Source organism: Psychromarinibacter halotolerans (assembly GCF_029168315.1).
GTDB lineage: Bacteria > Pseudomonadota > Alphaproteobacteria > Rhodobacterales > Rhodobacteraceae > Psychromarinibacter > Psychromarinibacter halotolerans.
Genome location: NZ_JARGYD010000003.1, coordinates 408,349 through 430,679, shown reverse-complemented (window position 1 = coordinate 430,679; position 22,331 = coordinate 408,349). Strand labels below are relative to the sequence as shown.

General features: G+C 65.5%; 21 protein-coding genes. 15 read left to right on the top strand and 6 right to left on the bottom strand.

What is annotated here, in order from left to right:
- The first annotated feature begins 48 nt into the window (after window positions 1-48).
- From P1K30_RS10640 to purU, 5 genes are read left to right on the top strand one after another with little or no spacing between them, the layout of a single operon-like run.
- Window positions 49-321, top strand: a complete 273-nt coding sequence (locus P1K30_RS10640; RefSeq protein ID WP_275632704.1) for a sarcosine oxidase subunit delta — start codon at window positions 49-51, stop codon at window positions 319-321.
- Window positions 318-3,263: a sarcosine oxidase subunit alpha family protein gene (locus P1K30_RS10635; protein ID WP_275632703.1), complete on the top strand. Its 2,946-nt coding sequence runs from the start codon at window positions 318-320 to the stop codon at window positions 3,261-3,263. The genes P1K30_RS10640 and P1K30_RS10635 overlap by 4 nt, the downstream gene beginning before the upstream one ends.
- Window positions 3,256-3,825, top strand: a complete 570-nt coding sequence (locus tag P1K30_RS10630; protein WP_275632702.1) for a sarcosine oxidase subunit gamma — start codon at window positions 3,256-3,258, stop codon at window positions 3,823-3,825. Before P1K30_RS10635 ends, P1K30_RS10630 begins: the two co-directional genes overlap by 8 nt.
- Complete coding sequence (gene folD, locus P1K30_RS10625; RefSeq protein WP_275632701.1) at window positions 3,822-4,724, top strand: bifunctional methylenetetrahydrofolate dehydrogenase/methenyltetrahydrofolate cyclohydrolase FolD; 903 nt, start codon at window positions 3,822-3,824, stop codon at window positions 4,722-4,724. Before P1K30_RS10630 ends, folD begins: the two co-directional genes overlap by 4 nt.
- A 58-nt stretch (window positions 4,725-4,782) precedes the next feature.
- A complete protein-coding gene (purU, locus tag P1K30_RS10620) occupies window positions 4,783-5,667 on the top strand; it encodes a formyltetrahydrofolate deformylase (RefSeq protein WP_275632700.1) in 885 nt (294 codons plus the stop codon).
- A gap of 160 nt (window positions 5,668-5,827) precedes the next feature.
- Here purU and P1K30_RS10615 read toward each other — a convergent pair whose 3' ends face one another.
- Entirely contained in the window at window positions 5,828-6,199 is a 372-nt protein-coding gene (locus P1K30_RS10615; RefSeq protein ID WP_275632809.1) for a tellurite resistance TerB family protein, read from the bottom strand.
- A 169-nt stretch (window positions 6,200-6,368) separates the two neighbouring features.
- On the opposite strand from P1K30_RS10615, the gene P1K30_RS10610 reads away from it, so the two are divergent.
- Window positions 6,369-7,952, top strand: a complete 1,584-nt coding sequence (locus tag P1K30_RS10610) for a lysine--tRNA ligase (RefSeq protein ID WP_275632699.1) — start codon at window positions 6,369-6,371, stop codon at window positions 7,950-7,952.
- Window positions 7,953-8,027: 75 nt separating this feature from the next.
- On the opposite strand, the gene P1K30_RS10605 is transcribed toward P1K30_RS10610, so the two are convergent.
- Window positions 8,028-8,915, bottom strand: a complete 888-nt coding sequence (locus P1K30_RS10605) for a CHAD domain-containing protein (protein WP_275632698.1) — start codon at window positions 8,913-8,915, stop codon at window positions 8,028-8,030.
- Window positions 8,916-9,011: 96 nt separating this feature from the next.
- Between P1K30_RS10605 and P1K30_RS10600 the strand changes: the two genes are divergently transcribed.
- Both P1K30_RS10600 and P1K30_RS10595 read left to right on the top strand, forming a co-directional pair.
- Complete coding sequence (locus P1K30_RS10600; protein ID WP_275632697.1) at window positions 9,012-9,407, top strand: DUF4864 domain-containing protein; 396 nt, start codon at window positions 9,012-9,014, stop codon at window positions 9,405-9,407.
- A 209-nt stretch (window positions 9,408-9,616) separates the two neighbouring features.
- Window positions 9,617-11,908 (top strand): glycosyl hydrolase family 28-related protein, encoded by a 2,292-nt coding sequence (locus tag P1K30_RS10595; RefSeq protein WP_275632696.1) that lies wholly within the window; start codon window positions 9,617-9,619, stop codon window positions 11,906-11,908.
- A gap of 48 nt (window positions 11,909-11,956) precedes the next feature.
- On the opposite strand, the gene P1K30_RS10590 is transcribed toward P1K30_RS10595, so the two are convergent.
- Window positions 11,957-12,442: a HugZ family pyridoxamine 5'-phosphate oxidase gene (locus P1K30_RS10590; RefSeq protein ID WP_275632695.1), complete on the bottom strand. Its 486-nt coding sequence runs from the start codon at window positions 12,440-12,442 to the stop codon at window positions 11,957-11,959.
- A 118-nt stretch (window positions 12,443-12,560) separates the two neighbouring features.
- Between P1K30_RS10590 and P1K30_RS10585 the strand changes: the two genes are divergently transcribed.
- Together P1K30_RS10585 and P1K30_RS10580 are read left to right on the top strand one after the other, a co-directional pair.
- Window positions 12,561-12,968 carry a universal stress protein gene (locus P1K30_RS10585; protein WP_275632694.1) on the top strand — a complete coding sequence of 136 codons (408 nt, stop codon included), beginning with the start codon at window positions 12,561-12,563 and terminating at the stop codon, window positions 12,966-12,968.
- A 34-nt stretch (window positions 12,969-13,002) separates the two neighbouring features.
- Window positions 13,003-13,323, top strand: coding sequence for an antibiotic biosynthesis monooxygenase family protein (locus P1K30_RS10580; RefSeq protein ID WP_275632693.1), 321 nt, complete (start codon window positions 13,003-13,005; stop codon window positions 13,321-13,323).
- Window positions 13,324-13,372: 49 nt separating this feature from the next.
- Here the strand turns inward: P1K30_RS10580 and P1K30_RS10575 are convergent, their stop codons facing one another.
- Complete coding sequence (locus tag P1K30_RS10575) at window positions 13,373-14,008, bottom strand: hypothetical protein (protein ID WP_275632692.1); 636 nt, start codon at window positions 14,006-14,008, stop codon at window positions 13,373-13,375.
- Window positions 14,009-14,193: 185 nt separating this feature from the next.
- Here P1K30_RS10575 and P1K30_RS10570 point away from each other — a divergent pair, with 185 nt between their 5' ends.
- Window positions 14,194-14,754, top strand: coding sequence for a hemerythrin domain-containing protein (locus P1K30_RS10570; protein ID WP_275632691.1), 561 nt, complete (start codon window positions 14,194-14,196; stop codon window positions 14,752-14,754).
- Between the two features lie 9 nt (window positions 14,755-14,763).
- Window positions 14,764-15,579, top strand: coding sequence for a sugar phosphate isomerase/epimerase family protein (locus P1K30_RS10565; RefSeq protein ID WP_275632690.1), 816 nt, complete (start codon window positions 14,764-14,766; stop codon window positions 15,577-15,579).
- Between the two features lie 67 nt (window positions 15,580-15,646).
- Here the strand turns inward: P1K30_RS10565 and P1K30_RS10560 are convergent, their stop codons facing one another.
- Together P1K30_RS10560 and P1K30_RS10555 are read right to left on the bottom strand one after the other, a co-directional pair.
- Window positions 15,647-17,611 carry a protein meaA gene (locus P1K30_RS10560; protein ID WP_275632689.1) on the bottom strand — a complete coding sequence of 655 codons (1,965 nt, stop codon included), beginning with the start codon at window positions 17,609-17,611 and terminating at the stop codon, window positions 15,647-15,649.
- Window positions 17,612-17,790: 179 nt separating this feature from the next.
- The gene (locus tag P1K30_RS10555) at window positions 17,791-18,288 is read right to left on the bottom strand and encodes a bacterioferritin (RefSeq protein ID WP_275632688.1); all 498 of its coding nucleotides are present in this window, start codon (window positions 18,286-18,288) and stop codon (window positions 17,791-17,793) included.
- 124 nt (window positions 18,289-18,412) lie between these two features.
- On the opposite strand from P1K30_RS10555, the gene P1K30_RS10550 reads away from it, so the two are divergent.
- From P1K30_RS10550 to P1K30_RS10540, 3 genes are all read left to right on the top strand, one after another.
- Entirely contained in the window at window positions 18,413-19,810 is a 1,398-nt protein-coding gene (locus P1K30_RS10550; RefSeq protein ID WP_275632687.1) for a 1-acyl-sn-glycerol-3-phosphate acyltransferase, read from the top strand.
- Window positions 19,811-19,919: 109 nt separating this feature from the next.
- On the top strand, window positions 19,920-21,212 hold the full coding sequence (gene ccrA / locus P1K30_RS10545; protein ID WP_275632686.1) for a crotonyl-CoA carboxylase/reductase: 1,293 nt from the start codon (window positions 19,920-19,922) through the stop codon (window positions 21,210-21,212).
- Between the two features lie 382 nt (window positions 21,213-21,594).
- Window positions 21,595-22,308 (top strand): helix-turn-helix transcriptional regulator, encoded by a 714-nt coding sequence (locus P1K30_RS10540; protein ID WP_275632685.1) that lies wholly within the window; start codon window positions 21,595-21,597, stop codon window positions 22,306-22,308.
- Window positions 22,309-22,331 lie beyond the last annotated feature (23 nt).

Here is a 22,331-nt window from a genome sequence, read left to right as displayed (position 1 = left end):
CGTTCTTCTAGAAGATCGTGCCCCGTCGTGCGGGCGGGGGGTGTCAGAATGCTGATCCCCCATCCCTTGCTGGGACTACGCGACGCGCAAGAGTTCACCTATCTCGGCGACGCCCGCCTGCTGGACCGGCCCGATCCGGCGGACGGCGAAGCGGCGTTCTGCGACTATGTCTTCCTGCGCGACAACCCGGCGGGCGTGCACCGCGAGCTTTGGTATCACGAGCAGGGCGACCGGTCGTGGCTGGTGGTCACTCGCGACACCGTCACCCACGAGATCCTTGGCGCCGAACTGGCCCGCTACGGTAAGGGAGGCGCGGCATGACCCGGCTCGACGGCGGCCTGATCGACCGGGACCGCACCCTGTCCTTCCGCTTCGATGGCCACCGCTATCTTGGCCATCCCGGCGACACGCTGGCCTCGGCGCTATTGGCGAACGGTGTGCGGCTGATGGGGCGCAGCTTCAAGTACCACCGCCCGCGCGGCGTTCTGACCGCCGGGTCCGAAGAGCCCAACGCTTTGGTCGAACTGCGCAGCGGTGCGCGGCAAGAACCCAACACGCGGGCCACCGTCGCCGAGTTGTTCGACGGGCTGGAGGCGCGCAGCCAGAACCGTTTCCCGTCACTGGGTTTCGACCTGCTGGGCGTGAACGACCTGTTCGCGCCGTTCCTGACCGCCGGGTTCTATTACAAGACCTTCATGTGGCCCAAGGCGTTCTGGGAAAAGCTGTACGAACCCGTGATCCGGCACGCGGCGGGGCTTGGACGGTTGTCGATGCAGCCCGATCCCGACGCCTACGACCGGGGCTTCCTGCACTGCGATCTGCTGGTGATCGGCGGTGGCGCGGCCGGGTTGGCGGCGGCGCTGACGGCAGGCCGGGCGGGTGCCCGCGTGGTGCTGGCGGACGAGGATTTCCGGCTGGGTGGGCGGCTTTTGGCGGAAAGCCATACGCTGGACGACGCCCCCGCGACGGACTGGGTCCGCGCTGCCAAGGCAGAGTTGGGCAGCCTGCCGAACGTGCGGGTGCTGACGCGGACCACGGTGTTCGGCGCCTACGATCACGGGATATACGGCGCGGTTGAACGGGTGTCGGATCACCTTGCCGAGCCGGGCGACCGGGTGCGCCAGACGCTGTGGCGGATCACCGCGAAGCGCACGGTGCTGGCCGCCGGCGCGACCGAGCGGCACATTCCCTTCCGCAACAACGACCGCCCCGGCATCATGCTGGCGGGCGCGATGCGGGCCTATGCGAACCGGTGGGCGGTCAGCCCCGTCGCGCGGGGCGGACGCGTTGCGATCTTCACCAGTACCGACGACGGGCACCGCACGGCGGTGGACCTGCTGGCCAAGGGCGTTCCGGTTCTGGCGGTGATCGACCCGCGCGAGGACGCGCCGCGGCTGGGCGGCTATCAGGTCATGGCGGGCGCGTCGGTGACCGGGACGCGGGGCAGGCTGGGCCTGACGTCGATCGAGGTGACGCGCAATGGCCGGCCGGAATGGCTGGAATGTTCGGCGCTTGGGGTATCCGGCGGGTGGAACCCGAACGTTCACCTTGCCTCGCACCACCGGGGGCGGCCGGTCTGGTCGGAGGATCACCTTGCCTTTCTGCCGGGGGGCGACCTGCCGCCGGGCATGTCCGTTGCCGGGGCTGCCGCCGGGAACGGATCGACCCATGCGGCACTGGCGGACGGCGCGGCGCAGGCCCGAGCGGCGCTGGAGACATTGGGCCTTACGGCGCGCGAGCTTCCACTTCCGAAGGTCGAGGACGCGCCGCTGTCGCAGGCTGCGGTCTGGCATGTGCCGGGCCGGGGGCGGGCGTGGGTCGACTTTCAGAACGACGTCACGGTCAAGGACATCGCGCTGGCCCACAAAGAGAACATGCGCCCGGTCGAACACCTGAAGCGATGGACGACGCTGGGCATGGCGACTGATCAGGGAAAGACCGCCAACGTCACCGCGCTGGCCGTGATGGCGGAACTGACCGGCAAGGAGATCCCGCAGACCGGCACCACGATCTTCCGTCCGCCCTATACGCCTGTCGCCATGTCGGTGCTGGGCGGCGGCGACACCGGGCCCGATTTCCGGCCCACCCGCCTGACCCCGACGCACGCATGGGCAAAGGCGCAGGGCGCGGAATTCGTCGAGGTCGGCCAGTGGATGCGGGCGCAGTACTTCCCCCGGGACGGAGAGACGCACTGGCGCCAGTCGGTCGACCGCGAGGCAAAGGCGGTGCGGTCGGGCGTGGGGCTGTGCGACGTGACCACGCTTGGCAAGATCGACGTGCAGGGCGCGGATGCGGCGGTGTTCCTGGACCGGATCTATTCCAACATGATCTCGACGCTGAAGGTCGGGCGGGTCCGCTATGGCCTGATGCTGCGCGAGGACGGGTTCGTCTATGACGACGGCACCTGCGCCCGGATGGCCGAGGACCATTTCGTCGTCACCACCACCACGGGCAACGCGGGTCTTGTGTTCCGCAACATGGAATTCGCGCGCCAGTGCCTGTGGCCGGAACTGGACGTGCAGGTGATCTCGACCACCGACGCCTGGGCACAGGTCGCTGTGGCGGGGCCGAACGCGCGGACGCTGTTGTCGCGGCTGGTGGACGATGGGTTCGACCTGTCGAACGAGGCGTTCCCCTTCATGGCCTGCGGCGACCTGACCATCTGCGGCGGGCTGCGGGCGCGGCTGTTCCGGATCTCGTTCTCGGGCGAACTCGCCTACGAGATCGCGGTGCCCGCCCGATACGGCAACGCGCTGATGCAGCGGCTGACAGAGCGCGGGCAGGATCTTGGCGTGACGCCCTACGGGACAGAGGCGCTGGCGGTGTTGCGGATCGAGAAGGGCCACGCGGTCGCGGCCGAGATCAACGGACAAACCACGGCGGCGATGCTGGGGCTGGGGCGGATGGTGTCCGGGAAGAAGGACTCGATCGGCGCGGTGATGTCGCGGCGCGAAGGGCTGGCGGAAGACCGGCGGCGGCTTGTGGGGCTGATGCCCGTCGATCCAAGTCAGCAGGTGATGGCGGGCGCGCACCTGTTCGAACCGGGCGCCGAACACACCACGGCCACGGACCAAGGCTGGGTCACGTCGAGTTGCTTCTCGCCGCACCTTGGCAGCTATATCGCGCTGGGCTTTCTTGAAGAAGGCGACAGCCGCATGGGTGACGTGGTGATCGCGGCGAACCCGCTGGCGGGAGTGAACCTAGAGACGAAGGTGGTCAGCCCGCATTTCGTCGATCCGGAAGGAGAGCGGCTGCGTGACTGATCTTGTGCCCACGACCGCGCTGGGGGACGCCGCGCCGCGCACGGCGACCTTTGGGGTCCTGACACTGACAGAGAACGACCGGCTGGCGCTGGCTTCGGTCGCCCTGCGCCGGAACACGGACGTGCCCGCGCCGATGGGGCTGGCGCTGCCGGGGCCGGGGGACTGGGTCGAGGGCGTCGGGGTTGCTGCGTTCTGGACCGGCCCGGGACAGTGGATGATCGAGGGGCCGGTGCCCGAGGACCCGCGCGAGGATTTCGCCGCCGAGGTCCTGCGCAACGCTCCGGGCTGTTCGGTGACAGAGCAGACCGATGGCTGGGTCGCGGTCGAGATCGTGTCGGACGCCGGGGAAGGTCCGATCCTTGACCTGCTTGAACGGCTCGTGAATCTTGACCCCGTGACGCTGCGGCCCGGAAAGGCGTCGCGAACCGTCCTTGAACATCTGGGCGTTTTCGTTATCCGACGGGACGAAGACCGGCTTGCGGTCATCGGCATGCGCTCGGCGGCGGGATCGCTGTGGCACGCGCTGAGTACCGCGGCCCACAGACTGGAGGGTGCGGCGTGACCGCGACGATCATCGACGGCAAGGCCTTTGCGGCGACGGTACGGGAAAAGGTGGCGGCGGGCGTCGCCACGCTGAAAGCGGATCACGGGATTACCCCCGGTCTGGCTGTCGTGCTGGTGGGCGAGGACCCGGCCAGCCAGGTCTATGTGCGCAACAAGGGGACGCAGACGATCGAGGTCGGCATGAACTCGTTCGAGCACAAGCTGCCCGCCGACGTGCCCGAGGCCGAGTTGTACGCGCTGATCGACCGGCTGAACGCGGACCCCGCGGTGCACGGCATTCTGGTGCAGTTCCCGGTGCCGGATCATCTGAGCGAAACCGACATCGTCGCCCGCATCGACCCGGCGAAGGACGTCGACGGGCTGCATGTCGTGAACGCGGGCCTGCTGGCCAGCGGGCAGAAGGCGATGGTGTCCTGCACGCCGCTGGGTTGCCTGATGCTGCTGCGCGACCAGCTGGGCAGCCTGTCCGGCCTGAACGCGGTGGTCGTCGGACGGTCCAACCTTGTGGGCAAGCCGCTGGCGCAGCTGCTGCTGCGTGACAGCTGCACCGTGACGATCGCGCATTCGCGCACCAAGGACCTGCCGGAGGTCTGCCGTGGCGCCGACATCCTGATCGCCGCCGTGGGGCGGCCGCAGATGGTGAAGGGCGACTGGGTCAAGCCGGGCGCCGCCGTCATCGACGTGGGCATCAACCGGATCGACGCGCCCGAGCGGGGCGAGGGCAAGACGCGGCTGGTGGGCGACGTGGATTTCGCAAGTGCGTCGGAGGTTGCGGGCGCGATCACGCCGGTGCCCGGCGGCGTCGGCCCGATGACCATCGCCTGCCTGCTGGCCAACACGCTGACGGCCTGTTGCCGGGCGAACGATTTGCCCGAGCCCGACGGCCTGACGGCCTGAGCCCCATTCAAAACAAGTCTGCATGGCCCGCGTGGCCCGACCCGACAGGAGAGCCGGAATGTCGAAATTCACTCTGACCGTCACCTGCCCGACGACCCGTGGCATCGTCGCGGCGATCTCTTCCAACCTTGCCGAGAAGGGCTGCAACATCACCGACAGCTCGCAGTTCGACGACTTCGAGACGGGTAATTTCTTCATGCGCGTCAGCATGGTGTCGGAAACCGGGATCGAGTTGCAGGATCTGGAAGCCGGGTTCGCCGAGACCGCGAAATCCTTCGACATGGACTTTGCGTTCCACGACGAGGGCGCGAAGATGAAGGTGGTGATCATGGTCTCGCGGTTCGGGCACTGCCTGAACGACCTGCTGTACCGCTGGCGCATCGGCGCGCTGCCGATCGAGATCGTGGCCGTGATCTCGAACCACATGGATTACCAGAAGCTGGTCGTGAACCACGACATCCCGTTCCACTGCATCAAGGTCACGAAAGAGAACAAGCCCGAGGCCGAGAAGCAGATCATGAACGTGGTCGAGGACACCGGCGCCGAGTTGGTGGTTCTGGCGCGCTACATGCAGATCCTCAGCGACGAGATGTGCCAGAAGATGTCGGGCCGGATCATCAACATCCACCACTCGTTCCTGCCGTCTTTCAAGGGGGCTAACCCCTACAAGCAGGCGTTCGAGCGGGGCGTGAAGCTGATCGGGGCGACGTCGCACTATGTCACCGCCGATCTGGATGAGGGTCCGATCATCGAGCAGGACACGGTGCGGGTCACACACGCGCAGTCGCCGTCGGACTATGTTTCGCTTGGCCGTGACGTGGAAAGCCAGGTACTGGCGCGGGCGATCCACGCGCATATCCACCGCCGCGTGTTCCTGAACGGAAACAAGACGGTGGTGTTCCCGGCATCGCCTGGCTCCTACGCAAGCGAGCGGATGGGCTGACACTCGGAGTGTCCGACGCCTGCGCGCGCCGCCGGCGTCACCGCGTGAATCCGCCAGCGGAGGGGGCTCTGCCCCCGTCGCTTCGCGACTCCCCCGAGGTATTTTCGAAGAGAAGAATCTGGACGCGGGCCAGGCCCTGGCTAGCTGGGCTCGGTCGCTGTCAGAGCTGCATGTGGCGGGCGCGCGCGCCGCGTTCGATAGCGGCGGCGTGCAGGCGGTCGATGCGAAGCTCGTAGCGGATCTCGGCGAGGAACTGCAGTTCGGTCTCGCCCAGCAGGCCGTCCGATGCGGCGACGTCGCAGGCCAGCGCGTAGGCGGTTTCCCACAGCTTTTCCGGCAGCGTTTCCCGGACGAGGCCGAACAGGGCGTCAAGCCCGTCCTCTTCGCCGAACAGATCGAAAACCGTGGTGGAGACGCGTTTGAGGCGGTCTTTGTCGTAGTCCGCGAAGACCGGCATGTGGTCGAGGATGGATTCGATGGACACGAGTTCCGCCGTCCGGATGTTCTGGTCGGAGGCCGAAAGCGCGATCATCACTGCGACAAGACTGTCCTGGGGCGAGAGGGTGAGCTGGTTGTCATCCACGAGTCGGAATCCTTCGAAAGCGGGTTCAGGGTCGTAAATATTGACGCCGGGGTGCCCGGGCAATAGGGAGTGGCGTCCCCGGGGCCGGGTGCCCCTGTCAGAGAATCGAGAGAACGACATGTCCGATCTGCGCGAAGCCGCGATGACGTCCAAGGCCTGGCCCTTCGAAGAAGCGCGCCGGGTGTTGAAACGTTACGAGAAGGCGCCGCCGGAAAAGGGCTATGTCCTGTTCGAGACCGGCTATGGCCCGTCCGGCCTGCCGCATATCGGTACCTTCGGCGAGGTTCTGCGCACGACGATGATCCGGCGGGCGTTCGAGCTGATCTCGGACATCCCGACGCGGCTGATCTGTTTTTCGGACGACATGGACGGGATGCGCAAGGTGCCGGGCAACGTCCCGAACCAAGAGCGGCTGCGCGAGGACCTGCAGCGCCCGCTGACCAGCGTGTACGACCCGTTCGAGGAATACCCGTCCTTCGGCGACCACAACAACGCGATGCTGCGCCGTTTCCTTGATACCTTCGGGTTCGAGTACGAGTTCTATTCGGCCACCGAGTTCTACAAGTCGGGCCAGTTCGACGAGACGCTTCTGCGCGCCTGCGAGAAGTACGACGACCTGATGAAGGTGATGCTGAAGTCGCTGCGCGACGAACGGCAGCAGACCTATTCGATCTTCCTGCCGATCCATCCCGAAACCGGTCGCGTGCTGTACGTGCCGATGAAGCATGTCGATGCGAAGGAAGGCACGATCACCTTCGATGACGAGGATGGCCGCGAATGGACCCTGCCGGTGACCGGCGGGCAGGTGAAGCTGCAGTGGAAACCGGACTTTGGCGCCCGCTGGGCGGCGCTGGGTGTCGATTTCGAGATGTACGGCAAGGACCACAGCACCAACACGCCGATCTACGATTCCATCTGCCGTATCCTTGGTGCCCCGGCGCCGGAACACTTCACCTACGAGCTGTTCCTGGACGACAAGGGCCAGAAGATCTCGAAATCGTCGGGCAATGGCATCTCGATCGACGAGTGGCTGACCTATGCCTCGACCGAGAGCCTGTCGTATTTCATGTACCAGAAGCCGAAGACGGCCAAGCGGCTGTTCTTCGACGTGATCCCGCGCGCGGTGGACGAGTATCACCAGCAGCTGCGGGCCTACGCGGATCAGGACGCGACGCAGAAGCTGGCGAACCCGGTTTACCACATCCACAACGGCGATGTGCCGGAGTCGAAGATGGTGGTGCCGTTCTCGATGCTGCTGAACCTTGCGTCGGTCTCGTCGGCCGAGGACAAGGACCAGATGTGGGGCTTCATCCGCCGCTATGCGCCCGACGCCTCGCCCGAGACGCATCCGGATCTGGACGCGGCCGCCGGTCATGCGGTGCGCTATTACAACGACTTCGTGAAGCCCACGAAGGTGTTCCGTGCCCCCACCGATCAGGAGCGGGCCGCGCTGGAGGATCTGCGCGACCGGCTGAAGGCGTGGGACGGCGGGCTGGACCCGGAAGAGCTGCAGTCGATGGTGTTCGCGGTCGGCAAGGCGCACGGGTTCGATCCGCTGCGCGACTGGTTCAAGGCGCTGTACGAGGTTCTGCTGGGCGCAAGCCAAGGGCCGCGCTTCGGCGGGTTCATTGCGTTGTACGGTGTCGAGGAAAGCCTCGCGCTGATCGACGCTGGCCTGAACGGGACGCTGCAGGCGGGCTAAGCCCAAAACGTAATCAGCCGGGGGTGGGTTTTGCTCCGCGTGCGCCTTGCGCGCGCGGGGTCTTGCTTCCGACGCTCAGGTGTCGCGCCAGAGCGTCCACCACGTCTTCCACCGGCTGGCGACCGTCTTCGGCTTTTCCGACAGCAATAGCGCGCCAAGCGCGAGGGCCTCGTCTTCCAAGCGCTGCATCTCGTCCCGCGCGGGCGGGTACAGGGCATGCCGCGCCGCGCCGGGCATCGTCGGGTCCTGCAGCAGGATCTGGAAATTCGCGAGGTCGTGGTGCTGGCCAAGCAACTCGCCAAGGTCCCGGGCCGCTTCGATGCGGGCCTCGAAAGCACCGGGCCACAAGTTCTGCAGCAGCGTCGCGTGATACCAGTGGTATTTCACGTGTTTGCGCCACGTGTGGAAGTCATCGACGGCCCGCGTTTTCCGCGCCGTTTTCATGGATCGCCGCGCCTGCTTGAGGGTGTCGGCCAGTCCGCCTTCGATGGCCGCGAAGCCGTCCTTGTCCAGTTTCCATTTCGCGGCGCGGTCGCGGGTGTCGGACAGGGCGTTGCGAAAAGCCTTCAGGCTTTCTTTCACGGACTGGTCCTGTTCTTCGGCCGCCCGCCTGTCTTCCAGACTGTCGCGCAAGGATACAGCGACGGTGCGGTCGAATGCGCAGTCGGGGTTGGCCGCAAGCCGGTCGTAGGTCTCGATCATTGCGGTGCTGTCGCGCACCCCCGACAGCAGCCGGGCCGCGTCGCGCAGGGCCGCGTTTTCCTTGCCATAGTGAGGAAAGTGCGGGCGGATCAGGCGGATCATGCCGCGCAGTTTCTTGCAGGCCTTGCGGGCGTCGTGGATCGCGCTGTGCAGGTCGTCGGGAGACTCGAGCGCGTCGAGCGCGCCGGTCAGTTGCCGGCGGGTGATGCGTCGCACACCGTGCTGGACCGTGTCGTCGGAGGGAAGGAAAGCATAGGGCATGGCGAACGAACGTAGCTCTGGCGGACAAGGTTCCCGCGCGGAATGAAACCGAACGGTCAATCCTTTCGTATCTTCAGGTACGAAGGAGGATCGACCATGAAATTCATCATTACGGCCATTTTTCTTTCCTTTGCCGCGGCGGCAAACGCTCAGGATGCCGAAATTCAGGGCGTGATCGACCAGCAGTTCGAGGCGTTCAAGGCCGATGACGTCGACGAGGCGTTCAGCTTTGCGTCGCCCAATATCCAGCGCCTGTTCCGGACTCCCGAGATGTTCGGGATGATGGTCCAGCGCGGGTATCCGATGGTCTGGAGGCCGGGCGACGTCCGCTATTTGGCGCTGGAAGAGCGTGACGGTCAGTTGGTTCAGCGCGTGCTGATCACCGACGCCCGGGGCGCCGTTCACGCGCTGGAGTACACGATGATCGAGGGCGCCGATGGCTGGCGCATCGACGGCGTCGTGCTGCTGCCCGCGCCGGACGTGGCTGCCTGACGTTACGCCCGTTCCACGGTCCCGTCCGACCGGACGCTTAACACGCCCTTCAGACGGGGCGTGATACCTCCCCTTCCGCTTCGGGCACCTCGGCCCGGATCTTCCTGACAGAGCAACATGTTGCGGGTCCGGCGGCCCGCCGGTGGTCCGATTGCGGGCTGCCGCGCGCGTCGGGGTGCGTGCCGGATGGACTTGGAAAGGGGTACTTGATGAACAAGGTGATTACCGACGGCCTGGTGCTGATGCCCACGCCCTTCACCGACGGGCTGGACGTCTGGTCCAGCGGCAATGGCACGGCCGGGTCGGCCACCTATGACGGCGCACCGAATGCCGCCTTCGTTCCGGCTGACGGCGACTTTGGCGGGTGTCTGGAACTGGTGAAAACCGAGACGACGCAAAAGCTGCGGTTCATGGGGCAAACGCCGATCCTGCCCGGCTGCTACCTGCGGATTTCGGCCCGCGTGAAGGCGATCAGTGGCAACCTTCCGTCGATCCGCATCGCCGGATGGGCCGGTGACGGAAGCGACGTGCACGTCGGCGGTCTGGATGAGACCGGCGGTTCGGTGGCGCTGACAGGATACGGCGATATCGTCGAAGTGTCCGCGATCGTGGGCACCGGCAGCCGGGGCGGCGTGGACATGGCGTGGGGTCTGCAGCCGGTTTACGGGCATTTCGGGCTGGACCTTACCGGGACCAACGGTGGCGTTGTGCGGATTGATGACATCGTCATCGAGGACATCACCAGCGCCTTCCTGCGCGACATGATCGGCGTGGTCGATGTGCGCGATTTCGGTGCGGCGGGGGATGGCATCGCCGACGACAGCGCGGCCTTCGCTGCTGCGGATGCCGCCGCAGCCGGACGCACCGTGCTGGTGCCCGAGGGGACGTACCTGTTGGAGCAGAATGTGACCTTCGACAACTTCGTCAAGTTCGAGGGGACGGTCACCTGCGCCGCCGATGTCATGCTGATACTGCGGCGAGGCTTCGACTATGACGCGTATCTTTCGGCCTTCGGGGACGAGGTGCTGGCGTTTGAAAAAGCATGGCAGGCGCTGCTGAACGCGGGCGAGCATGAATCGCTGGACCTGTGCGGGCGGCGGATCGAGCTGGACGCGCCGATCGACATGCAGGCGGCGGTGCCGAACCGGGACACGTGGGAAAGCCGGCGGGTGATCCGCAACGGCCAGTTCAACTGCCTTGCCTCGTCCGACTGGGACGAGGACGTCGTGACCTCGGCGGCCACCTATTCCCCCGGCAACCCGACGCGGCTGACCGGGGTCGCGAATGTCGCGGGCATCGCGGTCGGTTCGCTGGTGCAGGGCAACGGGGTCGGGCGCGAGGTCTACGTGCGGTCGAAGGATGTCGGCGCGCAAGAGATCGAGCTAAGCCAGCCGTTGTACGATGCGGCGGGAAGCCAGACGTTCACCTTCACGCGGTTCAAGTACGTGTTGGACTTTTCCGGCTTCACCAAGCTGTCGCGCCTGACGGTCACCGATGTCGAGTTTCAGTGCAGCGGCCGCGCCAGCGCGGTGATGATCGCGCCCTTGGGAGAGGTGATGCACTTCCGCGACGTGCATTTCACCCGGCCCAAGCATCGCGGGATCACCTCTATCGGGTCCGGGTGTCAGGATTTGCACGTCGACCGCTGCTCGTTCTACTCGGACGAACAGGCGGTGGCGGCGACGGCGCGCGTGTCCATCGGGTTCAACGTGAACGCCAACGACGCGAAGATCCGCGACAACCGGTTCCAGCGGCTGCGCAACATGGCCGTCCTGCACGGGACAGGGCACCTGATCGTCGGCAACCACACCTTCGGCGGCGACGGGCTGACCGAAGCGCCGCGCACGGCGGCGATCGTGTTCACCTATCCCAACGTGAATTCGGTCATCACCGGCAACTACATCGACAACTCGTGGATCGAGATGACGAACGAGCACGATGCACAGCCCGATTTCGCGTCCGAATTCTCGTTCGGCGGCCTTACCGTGACGGGCAACATCTTCGTGGCCAGCGACTGTTCCTACGACACGCCGTTCCTGTTGATCCGTCCGCATGGCGCGGACCATTTCGTGCAGGGGCTGTCGATGATCGGCAACTCGTTCCGGGTCTTCAACGGCGAGATCGAGCGCGTCGACCGTGTGGACGACTCTATCGCCGATCTCGACTATTTCCGCACGCGCAACGTGATCTTCGAGGGCAACACGTTCAACGCGGTGGACAAGCAGACGCTGAACCCGGCGACGTTGGAGTTCGATCAGGCGTCGGACGCGGCGACGTGGACGCTGAACGTCGGAGACTTCCTGCCGTTCGAGGGCAATTCGCGCACCGTGTCGTCGGTGATCCTGAAGGGCGAGATCCTGAACGGGTCGGACGCGCCGATCTATGCGATGCCGTCGGTCGACATCAACGCGGGGGCCGACAACAACCTGATCAACCTAAACTGGCCCGAGCCGTGCCGGGGGTCGGTCTTCGTGACGGTACGCGCGGACCGGCCGATCTGAGGTCGAAGTTCTGCACACGAACCGGGGGCGCCGTGGCGGCCCCGGTGTCTAGCTCAGCGACAGATCCTGCGGCGTCAGGTGAAACGCCTTGCCGAAGCCGCCGTTCAGGAAGCCTTCGGTCATGTCCAGCCGGACCAGCGTGAAATCCCCGAAATCGATATACAGCTTCGCCTTCGGGACCTGCCGCAGATAGGTCGCGCGAAGGCGGTCGTGCAGGTCGCCGGGGCGGGGAACGAAGGCGGCGGTGCACTGCAGCGTCAGGCGCGGATGCACCAGCGGATCGCCCCGGTCCTCGGGTTCGCCGACCAGCAACGAGCAGGCGGGATTTTCCTTCAGCGCAGCGGTGTGCTGCGCCAGCGACGACACCAGCGTCAGCGGCGCGCCCCGGTCGTCGCGCGCCAGTGCGATGCGCGTCACCATCGGAGCGCCGGTTCCGGGAAGCAGAACGCCAAGCGCCGCGAACCGGGCCGTGTCCAGCAGGGTGCGGGCAAGGGTGCGGGCTTCGTCGTCGGTCGGTCGGATCAGGTCTGTCATGAGACAGGACTGTGCAGGCCACGGCGCGGGGTGCAAGGGGCGAAGTGGCTGACATGGATCAAGGTTTCCCCGCCGCCCCGCCGGTATCCTTGCTTATGGACCCGAGTGGAGGAAAGCCATGTACAAGCACATCCTGATCCCCGTGGCGCTTGACCACGAACATACGCCCGAAGAAGCGCTGGCCGTTGCGGCCAAGGTGATGGACGAAGGCGGGCGCATCACCGCGCTTCACGTCAGCGAACCGCTTCCGGGCCTTGCCGCGCAGTACCTGCCGGATGACCATATCAAGACCCGGACCGAGAACCTGATGAACCGGATGAAGGCCGAGTTGCACGACGACGCCCACATCGCGATGAAGGTGGTCGAGGGTCATGCCGGGCGCAGCATCGTCGATTACGCCGAGAAGAATGGCGTCGACCTGATCGTCATCGCCTCGCATCGGCCGGGCCTGCAGGACTTCTTCCTTGGCTCGACGGCGGCGCGTGTCGTGCGCCATGCGCAGTGTTGCGTCCATGTGCTAAGGTAATCCCGAAGCACGGCAAAACGGGAGGAGCCAAGTCATGGTGAAGATCGCCAAAAGCCAGGCGTTGCAGACCGTCATCACCACCTTCGAGGTCAATCCCGGCAGTTGCCAGGATCTGCTGGAGGCGCTGACGGAGGCCTACGAGTCGTTCATCTCGAAGCAGCCTGGCTTCATCGCCGCCGGGCTGCACGTCAACGACGCGCAGACGCGGATCGCGAACTATAGCCAGTGGCAACGTCGCGAGGACTTCCAAGCGATGCTGCGCAGCACCGAGATGCGCGAACGCAACCGCCGGTTCGGGGCGCTGTCGAAAAGTTTCGAGCCGGTGATGTACGAGGTCGCCGCCGACTTCGGCTGACGAGGCGGAGTGACGGGGGCCTCTCGGGGGCCGACGGGGAGCTGAAGGGTCAGAACGACAGCCACGCGCCCAGTTTCAGGCCGACGTCGTTTCCGCCGACCAGCCCCATCGGAGTGCCGACTTCAAGGTCGCGCCCTTCGCCTATGTTGTAGGACATCGACGGGACGATCCGCAGGTAGGCGTCCGCGTCAGGGTACTGCCCGGCTTGAAGCTGGACGAACACTTTTGTCTTGTCCGATGGCGAGATGCCCACGGTCACGTCCGTCTTCACGACCACGTCCCCGGTCTGCGTCATGTAGTACAGCATCGGATCGGCGGCAGCCCAGCCGCTGCCCCAACGCGTGTCCAGCCCGCGCCCCCACGACGCGCCGACATAGGCCAAAAGCTCGGACGTGTCGCCCCGCCGCATGGTGCCGCCGCCCGCGTGAAGGGCGAAGCGGTGCGGGCCGTCGTCCGGGCCCACGGTGCGCGAGAGATAGGCGATGGCGGTGCCCCCGCCGTCGTCGCCGATCCCGGCGTCCAGCCCGAAGGTAAGCCTTGGGCCCAGACCGCGTTCCACCAGCAACGAAGTGTAACCCGTGGTGTCGAACTCTGGCGTACCCAGCGTCTGGGGGTCGCCTTCGATCTTGTAGCTCAGGGCCACGAAGGTGTTGCCTTCGCCGCGCGCCCATGCGCCTGCCGCCACGTTCTGGGGGGGCCAGAACGAGCACCAAAAGTGCCAATCGCAGGATATCCATCCCACCTCCGCTCTTCCCCCGGGCGCATGGTCGGGTTGAAAGGGTTAACAAAAGGTTAAAAGGACCTGTGCGTCCGGGAGGTTGATCTTGGGTGATGCATCGGGGAGACAGGTGGCAACGAGGGAGCCTGCCGATGTCTGACCTGAACCTGCAAACCCGCGACGGGCTGCCCGAGGCGCTTCGCGTCCTGCTGGAAGCCTTCCCGCGCGAGGTTTGGGAGGGCCACGAGAACTTCGGCCAGTTGGTCCGGTTCTGGCTGGACCGGCACATGATGTTCCGCGAGATGACACGCCGGATGCTGGCCGACACCGAGGGCTTCATCGACGGCACCGCCGAGTTCGAGCGGTACGCGCCGCGGCTGTCGCGGCTGGGCGGCAGCTTTCTGAACCAGCTGCACGGTCACCACCAGATCGAGGATATGCACTATTTCCCCCAGCTTGTCGGCATCGACGCCCGGATCGAGCGCGGGTTCGACATGCTGGAGACCGACCACCAGTTGATCGACCCGATGCTGAACCGCTTTGCCGACAAGGCGAACGTCTTGCTGACGGCGGATACGTCCGACGGACGGCGCGATGGGGCGGGCGCATTCCACGAGGAACTGACCGGCTTCGCGGGATTGCTGGAACGGCACCTGACGGACGAAGAGGACATCATCGTGCCGGTGATCCTTAAGTCCGGGTTCGACGGATAGGAGGCGGCGATGGGCGATCTTCCGGTGGTGGGGGCGCAACTGACGGGGCTGCTTCTGGACAGTCACCGCGACTGGCTGATCGAGAAGAACCGCGACCTTGAACTGCCCGAATATGCGATGGCCGACATCCTGCGTGCGCCGGATGCGCTGATCGCGAAGACGAAGGCAAAACTGGACGGGTGGACCGGGCGGCTGGGTGTGCACGGCCCGTTCCGGGGGTTCGAACTGGATGTCGCGGACAAGGAACTGCGCCCTGTGGTGCAGGCGCGGCTGCTGTCCTGCCTGTCGGCCTGCGAAAAGCTGGGAGCGGTGCAGATGGTGCTGCATTCGCCCTATGATCCGTGGGATCACGCCAACCTTGGCCACAAGCCGAAGGACCGCGAGCGTCGGGTCGCCGCGATCCTTGCGACGCTGGCGCCTGCGTTGCGGCGCGCCGAGGCGATCGGCGTGACGATCGTGCTGGAGAACATCAAGGACGTGGATCCGGCAGAGCGCGCGGCGGTGATCGCGGCGGCGGACAGCCCGGCGCTGCGGCTGTCGGTCGACACGGGGCACGCGAACTGGGCCCACCACGCCTGCGGGGCGCCGGATGCCGCCGGGTTCGTGGACGCGGCGGGCGCGTCGCTGTCGCACGTTCATTTGCAGGACACCGACGGCAGCCGCGATTGCCACTGGGCGCTGGGCGAGGGCAGCATCGACTTTGCCGCCGTCTTCGCGGCGCTGGACCGGTCGGCGGCACGGCCGCACCTGATCGTCGAGATCAACGACTTTTCGAAGGTGAAAGCCAGCGTCGCCCACCTGGCCGCATTGGGGCTGGCGCAGTAGGGGCTCTGCCCCCGCCGCCTTCGGCGGCTCCCCCGAGGTATTTCGGAAGAGAAGAAGGGCGCGCGGGCTATTCCGCCGCGACGTCGCGCGGGGCGGCGAGATCGACGATGTCGAACATGATGCGGTTCAGTTCGAAGTCCTTCGGGGTGTACACCCGGGCGACGCCCATCGCGCGCAGGCGGTCCGCGTCGTCTTCGGGGATGATGCCGCCCGCGATCACCGGAACATGGCCGAGCCCGGCGGCGCGCAGGCGGTCGGTGACATCCTCGATCAGCGGCAGGTGGCTGCCGGACAGGATCGACAGGCCAAGGACGTGCGGTTCTTCCTGCGCCACCGCATCGACGATGTCCGCCGGGGTCAGCCGGATGCCGTGGTAGCGGAAGTCCATGCCGCTGTCGCGGGCGCGGGCGGCGATCTGTTCGGCGCCGTTGGAATGGCCGTCGAGGCCCGGTTTCGCGATCAGCAGTTTCAGGCGGCGCCCGAGGCGGGCAGAGACGGCGTCGACGGCGGCGCGGATGTCGTCCAGCCCCTCGGTCCGGTTCGAGGGCGCGTCGGACACGCCGGTGGGGCCGCGATAATGGCCGAAGGTCTGGCGTATCACCTCGGCCCATTCGCCGGTGGTGGCGCCCGCCTTCGCGGCGGCGATCGAGGGGGGCATGATGTTGCTGCCGTCGGCTGCGGCGCGGTGCAGGTCGGACAGGGCAGCCTGTACGGCGGCCTCGTCGCGGGATGCGCGCCAGTCGGCGAGACGGGCGATCTGGTCGGCCTCGGCCTGCGGGTCGGCGGTCAGGATCGCGTCGCCCGCCGTCAGCGGCGAGGGTTCGGCTCCGGTGTAGCGATTGACGCCGATCACGGTGGTTTCGCCGGTTTCGATCCGGGCGATGCGGGCGGCGTTCGCCTCGACCAGCTGGCGTTTCATGTGGTCGATCGATTCCATCGCGCCGCCCATTGCGTCGATCTGCGCCAGTTCGGCGCGGGCGCCGGCCTTCAGCGTCTCGACCTTCGCGGTGACCGCCGGGTTGCCGTCGAACAGGTCGCCGAATTCCAGCAGGTCGGTCTCGTAGGCGAGGATCTGTTGCATCCGCAGCGACCACTGCTGGTCCCACGGGCGGGGCAGTCCCAGCGCCTCGTTCCACGCGGGCAATTGCACGGCGCGGGCGCGGGCGTTCTTGGACAGGGTGACCGCGAGCATCTCCAGCAGGATGCGGTAGACGTTGTTTTCGGGCTGCTGTTCGGTCAGGCCGAGCGAGTTGACCTGAACGCCGTAGCGGAAGCGGCGGTACTTCGGGTCCTCGACGCCATAGCGGTCGGCGGTGATCTCGTCCCACAATTCGACGAAGGCGCGCATCTTGCACATCTCGGTGACGAAGCGGATGCCGGCGTTCACGAAGAACGAGATGCGGCCGACCATTTCGGGAAAGTCGGCGGCGTCGACCTTGCCCTGCAGGTCGTCCAGCACCGCGATGGCGGTGGCCAGCGCGAAGGCGAGTTCCTGCTCGGGCGTCGCGCCGGCTTCTTGCAGGTGGTAGGAACACACGTTCATCGGGTTCCATTTCGGCAGGTGCACCCGCGTCCACGCGGCGACGTCGGTGATCATGCGCAGGCTGGGTTTCGGCGGGCAGATATAGGTGCCGCGGCTGAGGTATTCCTTGACGAGATCGTTCTGAACCGTGCCTTGAAGCGCCGCGATGTCGGCGCCCTGTTCCTCGGCCACCGCGATGTACAGCGCCAGCAGCCAAGGCGCCGTGGCGTTGATCGTCATCGACGTGTTCATCTGGTCCAGCGGGATCCGGTCGAACAGCGCGCGCATGTCGCCAAGGTGCGCCACGGGAACGCCGACCTTGCCGACCTCGCCGCGGGCAAGGACATGGTCGCTGTCATAGCCGGTCTGGGTCGGCAGGTCGAAGGCGACGGACAGGCCGGTCTGCCCCTTTTCCAGGTTCGAGCGGTACAGCGCGTTGGACGCGGCAGCCGTGGAGTGACCCGCATAGGTGCGGAACAGCCAAGGGCGGTCTTTCTGCGGTTGGGTCATCCTGGCCTCCGTCGAATCCGGTGCGCAACAAAATTACACGAAACCGCTTCTAGCCGGAATATTGATGCGATGTCAATCTGCCGCGTTGCAGCGAAAAGGATCATGAGGCCGGAATCAGAAAAGCGCCGGCCCCTGATGGGACCGGCGCGTTTTTTCGTGTTCGCGGTGGCGCGGTGCGCTTAGGGCGCGTCGTCGCCTTCGCCGCTGACCGACGACACCTGCCGCGCGATGTACAGCTGGTCGCCCATCATCTCCATCAGGTCGAACTGTTCCTCGACGAAGTCGATATGCTCTTCCTCGTCCTTGAGGATGCGCATGAACAGTTCGAAGCTGCCGAGATCGCCGGCCTCTTGGCACTCGCGGGCGGCCTTGTCGTAGTACTCGCGGGCCTCCAGCTCCATTTTTTGCTGGGTTTCGAAGATGTGGCGCACGTTCTTCGGCTCTTCGATCTTGTCCAGCGTCTGGACATCGGCCTTGCCTTCAAGGAACAGGATGCGCGTGAGGAAGTCGTTGGCGTGGCCGCGTTCCTCGTCGATTTCTTCGCGCATGCGGGTCGCGAGGCGGTCGATGCCCCAGTCGTCCAACGCACGTTCCTGGTAGATGTACGTGTTGACCGTCGTGAGCTCCATCGTCAGCGCGCGCTGGAGGTGCTTCAGCGATACTTTCTGGCCTTTCATTTCGGGGTTCCCCTCTTTTTATTAGAGTGATCTTTCGGTGCCACAACGCCGCGCCCCGCTTCATCGTTCCGAAGGCTGACGGGAAAGGATGTCGCAGGCTGCGAATCGATGTAGAGGGGCGGGCATGTTCCGGGCCGTCGAAATTCCGCTTTGGCTGCTGATCTTGGTCCTGCTGTTCGCGGCGGTGACCTTTCTCAGCCATTTCCTGTTCCCCTCGGTCCGCTGGTTCTTCCGCCGGCGGATGGAGCGGGCGGTTGCCGAACTGAACAAGCGGCTGCAGCGTCCGATCCAGCCGTTCAAGCTGGCGCGGCGTCACGACACGATCCAGCGTCTGGTGTATGACCGCGAGGTTCTGGCAGCGGTGACCGAACACGCGGCCGAGGAAGGCATCCCCGAGAACGTCGCGATGGAACGGGCGCGCCGCTATGCGCGCGAGATCGTGCCGTCGTTCTCTACGGTGGTGTATTACCGCTTCGCCACGCGGGCCGCGCGCTGGCTCAGCCGCAAGCTGTACGACGTTCGCGTGGACGAACGCAGCCGCGCCGCGCTGGAACGGGTCGACCCGGACGCGACCGTGATCTTCGTGATGAACCACAGGTCCAACATGGACTACGTGCTGATCACCTATCTGGTGGCCGAAAACTCGGCGCTGTCCTACGCGGTGGGGGAATGGGCGCGGGTCTGGCCGTTGTCGTGGCTGATCCGGTCGATGGGGGCCTACTTCATCCGGCGCAAATCGCGGAACGCGCTCTATCGGCGGGTGCTGGCACGGTACGTCCAGATGGCGACCGAGGCAGGTGTGACGCAGGCGTTCTTTCCCGAGGGCGGGCTTTCGCTGGATGGGCGGATCGGGACCCCGAAGCTGGGATTGCTGAGCTACGTGCTGGCGGATTTCGACCCCGAAGAGGGGCGCGACGTCGTCTTCGTTCCGGTTGCACTGAACTATGACCGGGTGATCGAGGACCGCGTGCTGACCGAGGCTGCCGCGCATGGCGAGCGGCGGTTCCGGGCGTCGATCGCGCAGTCGCTCTGGTTCCCCATCCGCTACACGTGGCGCCGGTTGCGCAAGCGGGCAGTGCGGTTCGGGCAGGTCGGTGTGCGGTTCGGGGCGCCGATGTCGATGCGGCGCTACATGCGTCAGCATCCCGGCGCGTCGGTCAAGGCGGTCGGGGAAGAGCTGCGCAACCGGGTGCGGGTGGTGTTGCCGGTACTGGCGGTTCCGCTGACCGCCTTCATCGTCGCCCGGGCCGGCGGCACGATCAGCCGCGCCGACCTGCGGGCGCGGGCGTCGATGCTGCTGACGCAGCTTTCCAACCCGCTTGTCGAGGGCGACGCCGACGAAGTGCTGCGCGTCGGGCTTGCCAGCCTGACCTCTCGCCGCATTCTGCGCGAGTCCGGCGATTTCATACTGTCTGTCCCGGAAAATGCTTCGCTTTTAGACTATTACGCCAATTCGGTGGCTTGGGTCTTTGAACGATCCGAGAAGGGACGCATGGATGTCGGGAAATCGGCAGAGACATAAAATTACAAAATAAGCATCAACAGTATTGCATAATTACTCTTCCGTCTCTATCCGATAGGGAGGCGGCGCGATTCTGCGCCGCCGCATGGATCGGCAAGGAGACCCGACGATGGCCCTGGACAGCACCCCGGCCCCAGCCGGATACGACGCGCCGCAGAAAGACCTCTATGAGGTTGGCGAGATGCCCCCGATGGGCCACGTGCCCAAGCAGATGTATGCATGGGCAATCCGCCGCGAGCGGCATGGCGAACCCGAACAGTCTATGCAGGTCGAGGTGGTGGATACCCCCACGCTCGACAGCCACGAGGTGCTGGTTTTGGTGATGGCCGCGGGCGTCAACTACAATGGCGTCTGGGCCGGGTTGGGCATTCCGATTTCGCCGTTCGACGTCCACGGGGCGGAATACCACATCGCGGGGTCGGACGCGTCCGGCATCGTCTGGGCCGTCGGTGACAAGGTCAAACGCTGGAAGGTGGGGGACGAGGTCGTCATCCACTGCAATCAGGACGATGGCGATGACGAGGAATGCAACGGCGGCGACCCGATGTTTTCCGCGTCGCAGCGGATCTGGGGTTATGAGACTCCGGACGGCAGTTTTGCCCAGTTCACGCGGGTGCAGGCGCAGCAGTTGATGCCGCGACCGAAGCACCTGACGTGGGAGGAAAGCGCCTGCTACACGCTGACGCTGGCCACCGCCTACCGGATGCTGTTCGGGCACGAACCCCATGACCTGAAGCCGGGCCAGAATGTTCTGGTCTGGGGCGCGTCGGGCGGGCTGGGCAGCTTTGCGATCCAGTTGATCAACACGGCGGGCGCCAACGCCATCGGCGTGATCTCGGACGAGGACAAGCGTGACTTCGTCATGTCGCTGGGCGCCAAGGGCGTGATCAACCGCAAGGATTTCGACTGCTGGGGCCAACTGCCCGAGGTGAACACGGACGCCTACAAGCAGTGGTTCGCCGAGGTCCGCAAGTTCGGCAAGGCGATCTGGGAGATCACCGGCAAGGGCGTGAACGTCGACATGGTCTTCGAACACCCCGGAGAGGCGACGTTCCCGGTGTCCACCTTCGTCGTGAAGAAGGGCGGCATGGTCGTCATCTGCGCCGGCACCACCGGCTATAACCTGACGATGGACGCCCGCTATGTCTGGATGCACCAGAAACGCATCCAGGGGTCGCACTTCGCCCACCTGAAACAGGCGTCTGCGGCGAACAAACTGATGGTCGAACGGCGCATCGACCCCTGCATGTCCGAAGTCTTCCCGTGGGCGGAAATCCCGGCCGCCCATACGAAGATGCGGCGTAACGCGCACCTGCCGGGCAACATGGCGGTGTTGGTCCAAGCCCCCACCACGGGCCTGCGTACGCTGGAGGACGTGCTCGAAGCCGGTTCCCCACGCTAGGCTTCGCGCTGCTTCGACCATGACGCCGGCGGACCCGCACGGTCCGCCGGCGTTTATCTTTTCTTTCCGGCGGTTTGTGACTTTCCAATCGGTTGAGGTGCGACGCCTCCCCATTTTCGGGGAGTACCAAAATGCGAATGGATGCGCCTATGCTGGGCCAAGTATGCTCAGTCCCAAGCTTAATCTTAAGCTTCCGTTAACCTTTCGTGTGGAGAGTTTGTTTTGGCAAATGACTGGATACTCGACGTGCTCGCGGACCTGAGGGCCTTCGCCGATAAGAACGGGCTCTCTGAAACGGCAGATCAGCTTGGGGATGCAACGCTGATCGCCGCTGTGGAGCTTGCGTCGGCGAAGGGGAGGCAGCCGGAAACAGCGGCACGGCATGAAAGGACGGCTGGACTCGTTTATTGATCTTCTGCAGGGCACGCGCGACTTCGACGAGTTGCAAAAGCACCTGAAGGGCCTGCGTGACATGTTCGATATCGAGCATGTCACCTATCACTCGGTAAACAGCACCGGCCACCAGTACGCCTCTACCACCTATTCCGCCGATTGGTCCGTCCAGTATTTCGGCGAGGATTACGCCCGCATCGATCCGGTGGTGCAGGGCTGTTTCCGGCGTTTCCACCCCGTCGACTGGCGCCAGCTGGACTGGTCCGGCAAGTCCGCCCGCGATTTCATGGGCGAGGCGCGCGCCGCTGGCGTCGGAACGCACGGCTTCTCGGTTCCGATTCGAGGGCCGTCGGGACAGTTCGCCCTGTTTACCATTTCCGACGCCCGCCGGGATTCCGAGTGGGAACTGTACACCACCGAACACACGCGCGAGCTGATCCTTGCGGCGCATTACGTGAACCAGAAGGCGCTGCAACTGGAGCGGGGGTCGGACGAGACCAAGGTGCAGAACCTCAGCCCGCGCGAGATCGACGTCTGCACCCTTCTGGCCATGGGCCAAAGCCGCGCGCAGGCGGCCGAGGCGCTGGGCATCAGCGAGCATACGCTGCGCGTTTATATCGAAAGCGCCCGGTTCAAGCTGGGCGCGTCGAACACGATCCACGCCGTCGCCAAGGCGCTGTCGATGGGCCTGCTGGTGATCTGATCCGCGATGCACCGCGCCGTTGG

What these genes read in the sequence shown, in the direction of transcription:
- P1K30_RS10640 (WP_275632704.1), top strand. Translation starts at nt 49, where the DNA reads ATGCTGATCCCCCATCCCTTGCTGGGACTACGCGACGCGCAAGAGTTC.
- P1K30_RS10635 (WP_275632703.1), top strand. Translation starts at nt 318, where the DNA reads ATGACCCGGCTCGACGGCGGCCTGATCGACCGGGACCGCACCCTGTCC.
- purU (WP_275632700.1), top strand. Translation starts at nt 4,783, where the DNA reads ATGTCGAAATTCACTCTGACCGTCACCTGCCCGACGACCCGTGGCATC.
- P1K30_RS10615 (WP_275632809.1), bottom strand. Translation starts at nt 6,199, where the DNA reads ATGATCGCGCTTTCGGCCTCCGACCAGAACATCCGGACGGCGGAACTC.
- P1K30_RS10610 (WP_275632699.1), top strand. Translation starts at nt 6,369, where the DNA reads ATGTCCGATCTGCGCGAAGCCGCGATGACGTCCAAGGCCTGGCCCTTC.
- P1K30_RS10605 (WP_275632698.1), bottom strand. Translation starts at nt 8,915, where the DNA reads ATGCCCTATGCTTTCCTTCCCTCCGACGACACGGTCCAGCACGGTGTG.
- P1K30_RS10600 (WP_275632697.1), top strand. Translation starts at nt 9,012, where the DNA reads ATGAAATTCATCATTACGGCCATTTTTCTTTCCTTTGCCGCGGCGGCA.
- P1K30_RS10595 (WP_275632696.1), top strand. Translation starts at nt 9,617, where the DNA reads ATGAACAAGGTGATTACCGACGGCCTGGTGCTGATGCCCACGCCCTTC.
- P1K30_RS10590 (WP_275632695.1), bottom strand. Translation starts at nt 12,442, where the DNA reads ATGACAGACCTGATCCGACCGACCGACGACGAAGCCCGCACCCTTGCC.
- P1K30_RS10585 (WP_275632694.1), top strand. Translation starts at nt 12,561, where the DNA reads ATGTACAAGCACATCCTGATCCCCGTGGCGCTTGACCACGAACATACG.
- P1K30_RS10580 (WP_275632693.1), top strand. Translation starts at nt 13,003, where the DNA reads ATGGTGAAGATCGCCAAAAGCCAGGCGTTGCAGACCGTCATCACCACC.
- P1K30_RS10570 (WP_275632691.1), top strand. Translation starts at nt 14,194, where the DNA reads ATGTCTGACCTGAACCTGCAAACCCGCGACGGGCTGCCCGAGGCGCTT.
- P1K30_RS10565 (WP_275632690.1), top strand. Translation starts at nt 14,764, where the DNA reads ATGGGCGATCTTCCGGTGGTGGGGGCGCAACTGACGGGGCTGCTTCTG.
- P1K30_RS10560 (WP_275632689.1), bottom strand. Translation starts at nt 17,611, where the DNA reads ATGACCCAACCGCAGAAAGACCGCCCTTGGCTGTTCCGCACCTATGCG.
- P1K30_RS10555 (WP_275632688.1), bottom strand. Translation starts at nt 18,288, where the DNA reads ATGAAAGGCCAGAAAGTATCGCTGAAGCACCTCCAGCGCGCGCTGACG.
- P1K30_RS10550 (WP_275632687.1), top strand. Translation starts at nt 18,413, where the DNA reads ATGTTCCGGGCCGTCGAAATTCCGCTTTGGCTGCTGATCTTGGTCCTG.
- ccrA (WP_275632686.1), top strand. Translation starts at nt 19,920, where the DNA reads ATGGCCCTGGACAGCACCCCGGCCCCAGCCGGATACGACGCGCCGCAG.
- P1K30_RS10540 (WP_275632685.1), top strand. Translation starts at nt 21,595, where the DNA reads ATGAAAGGACGGCTGGACTCGTTTATTGATCTTCTGCAGGGCACGCGC.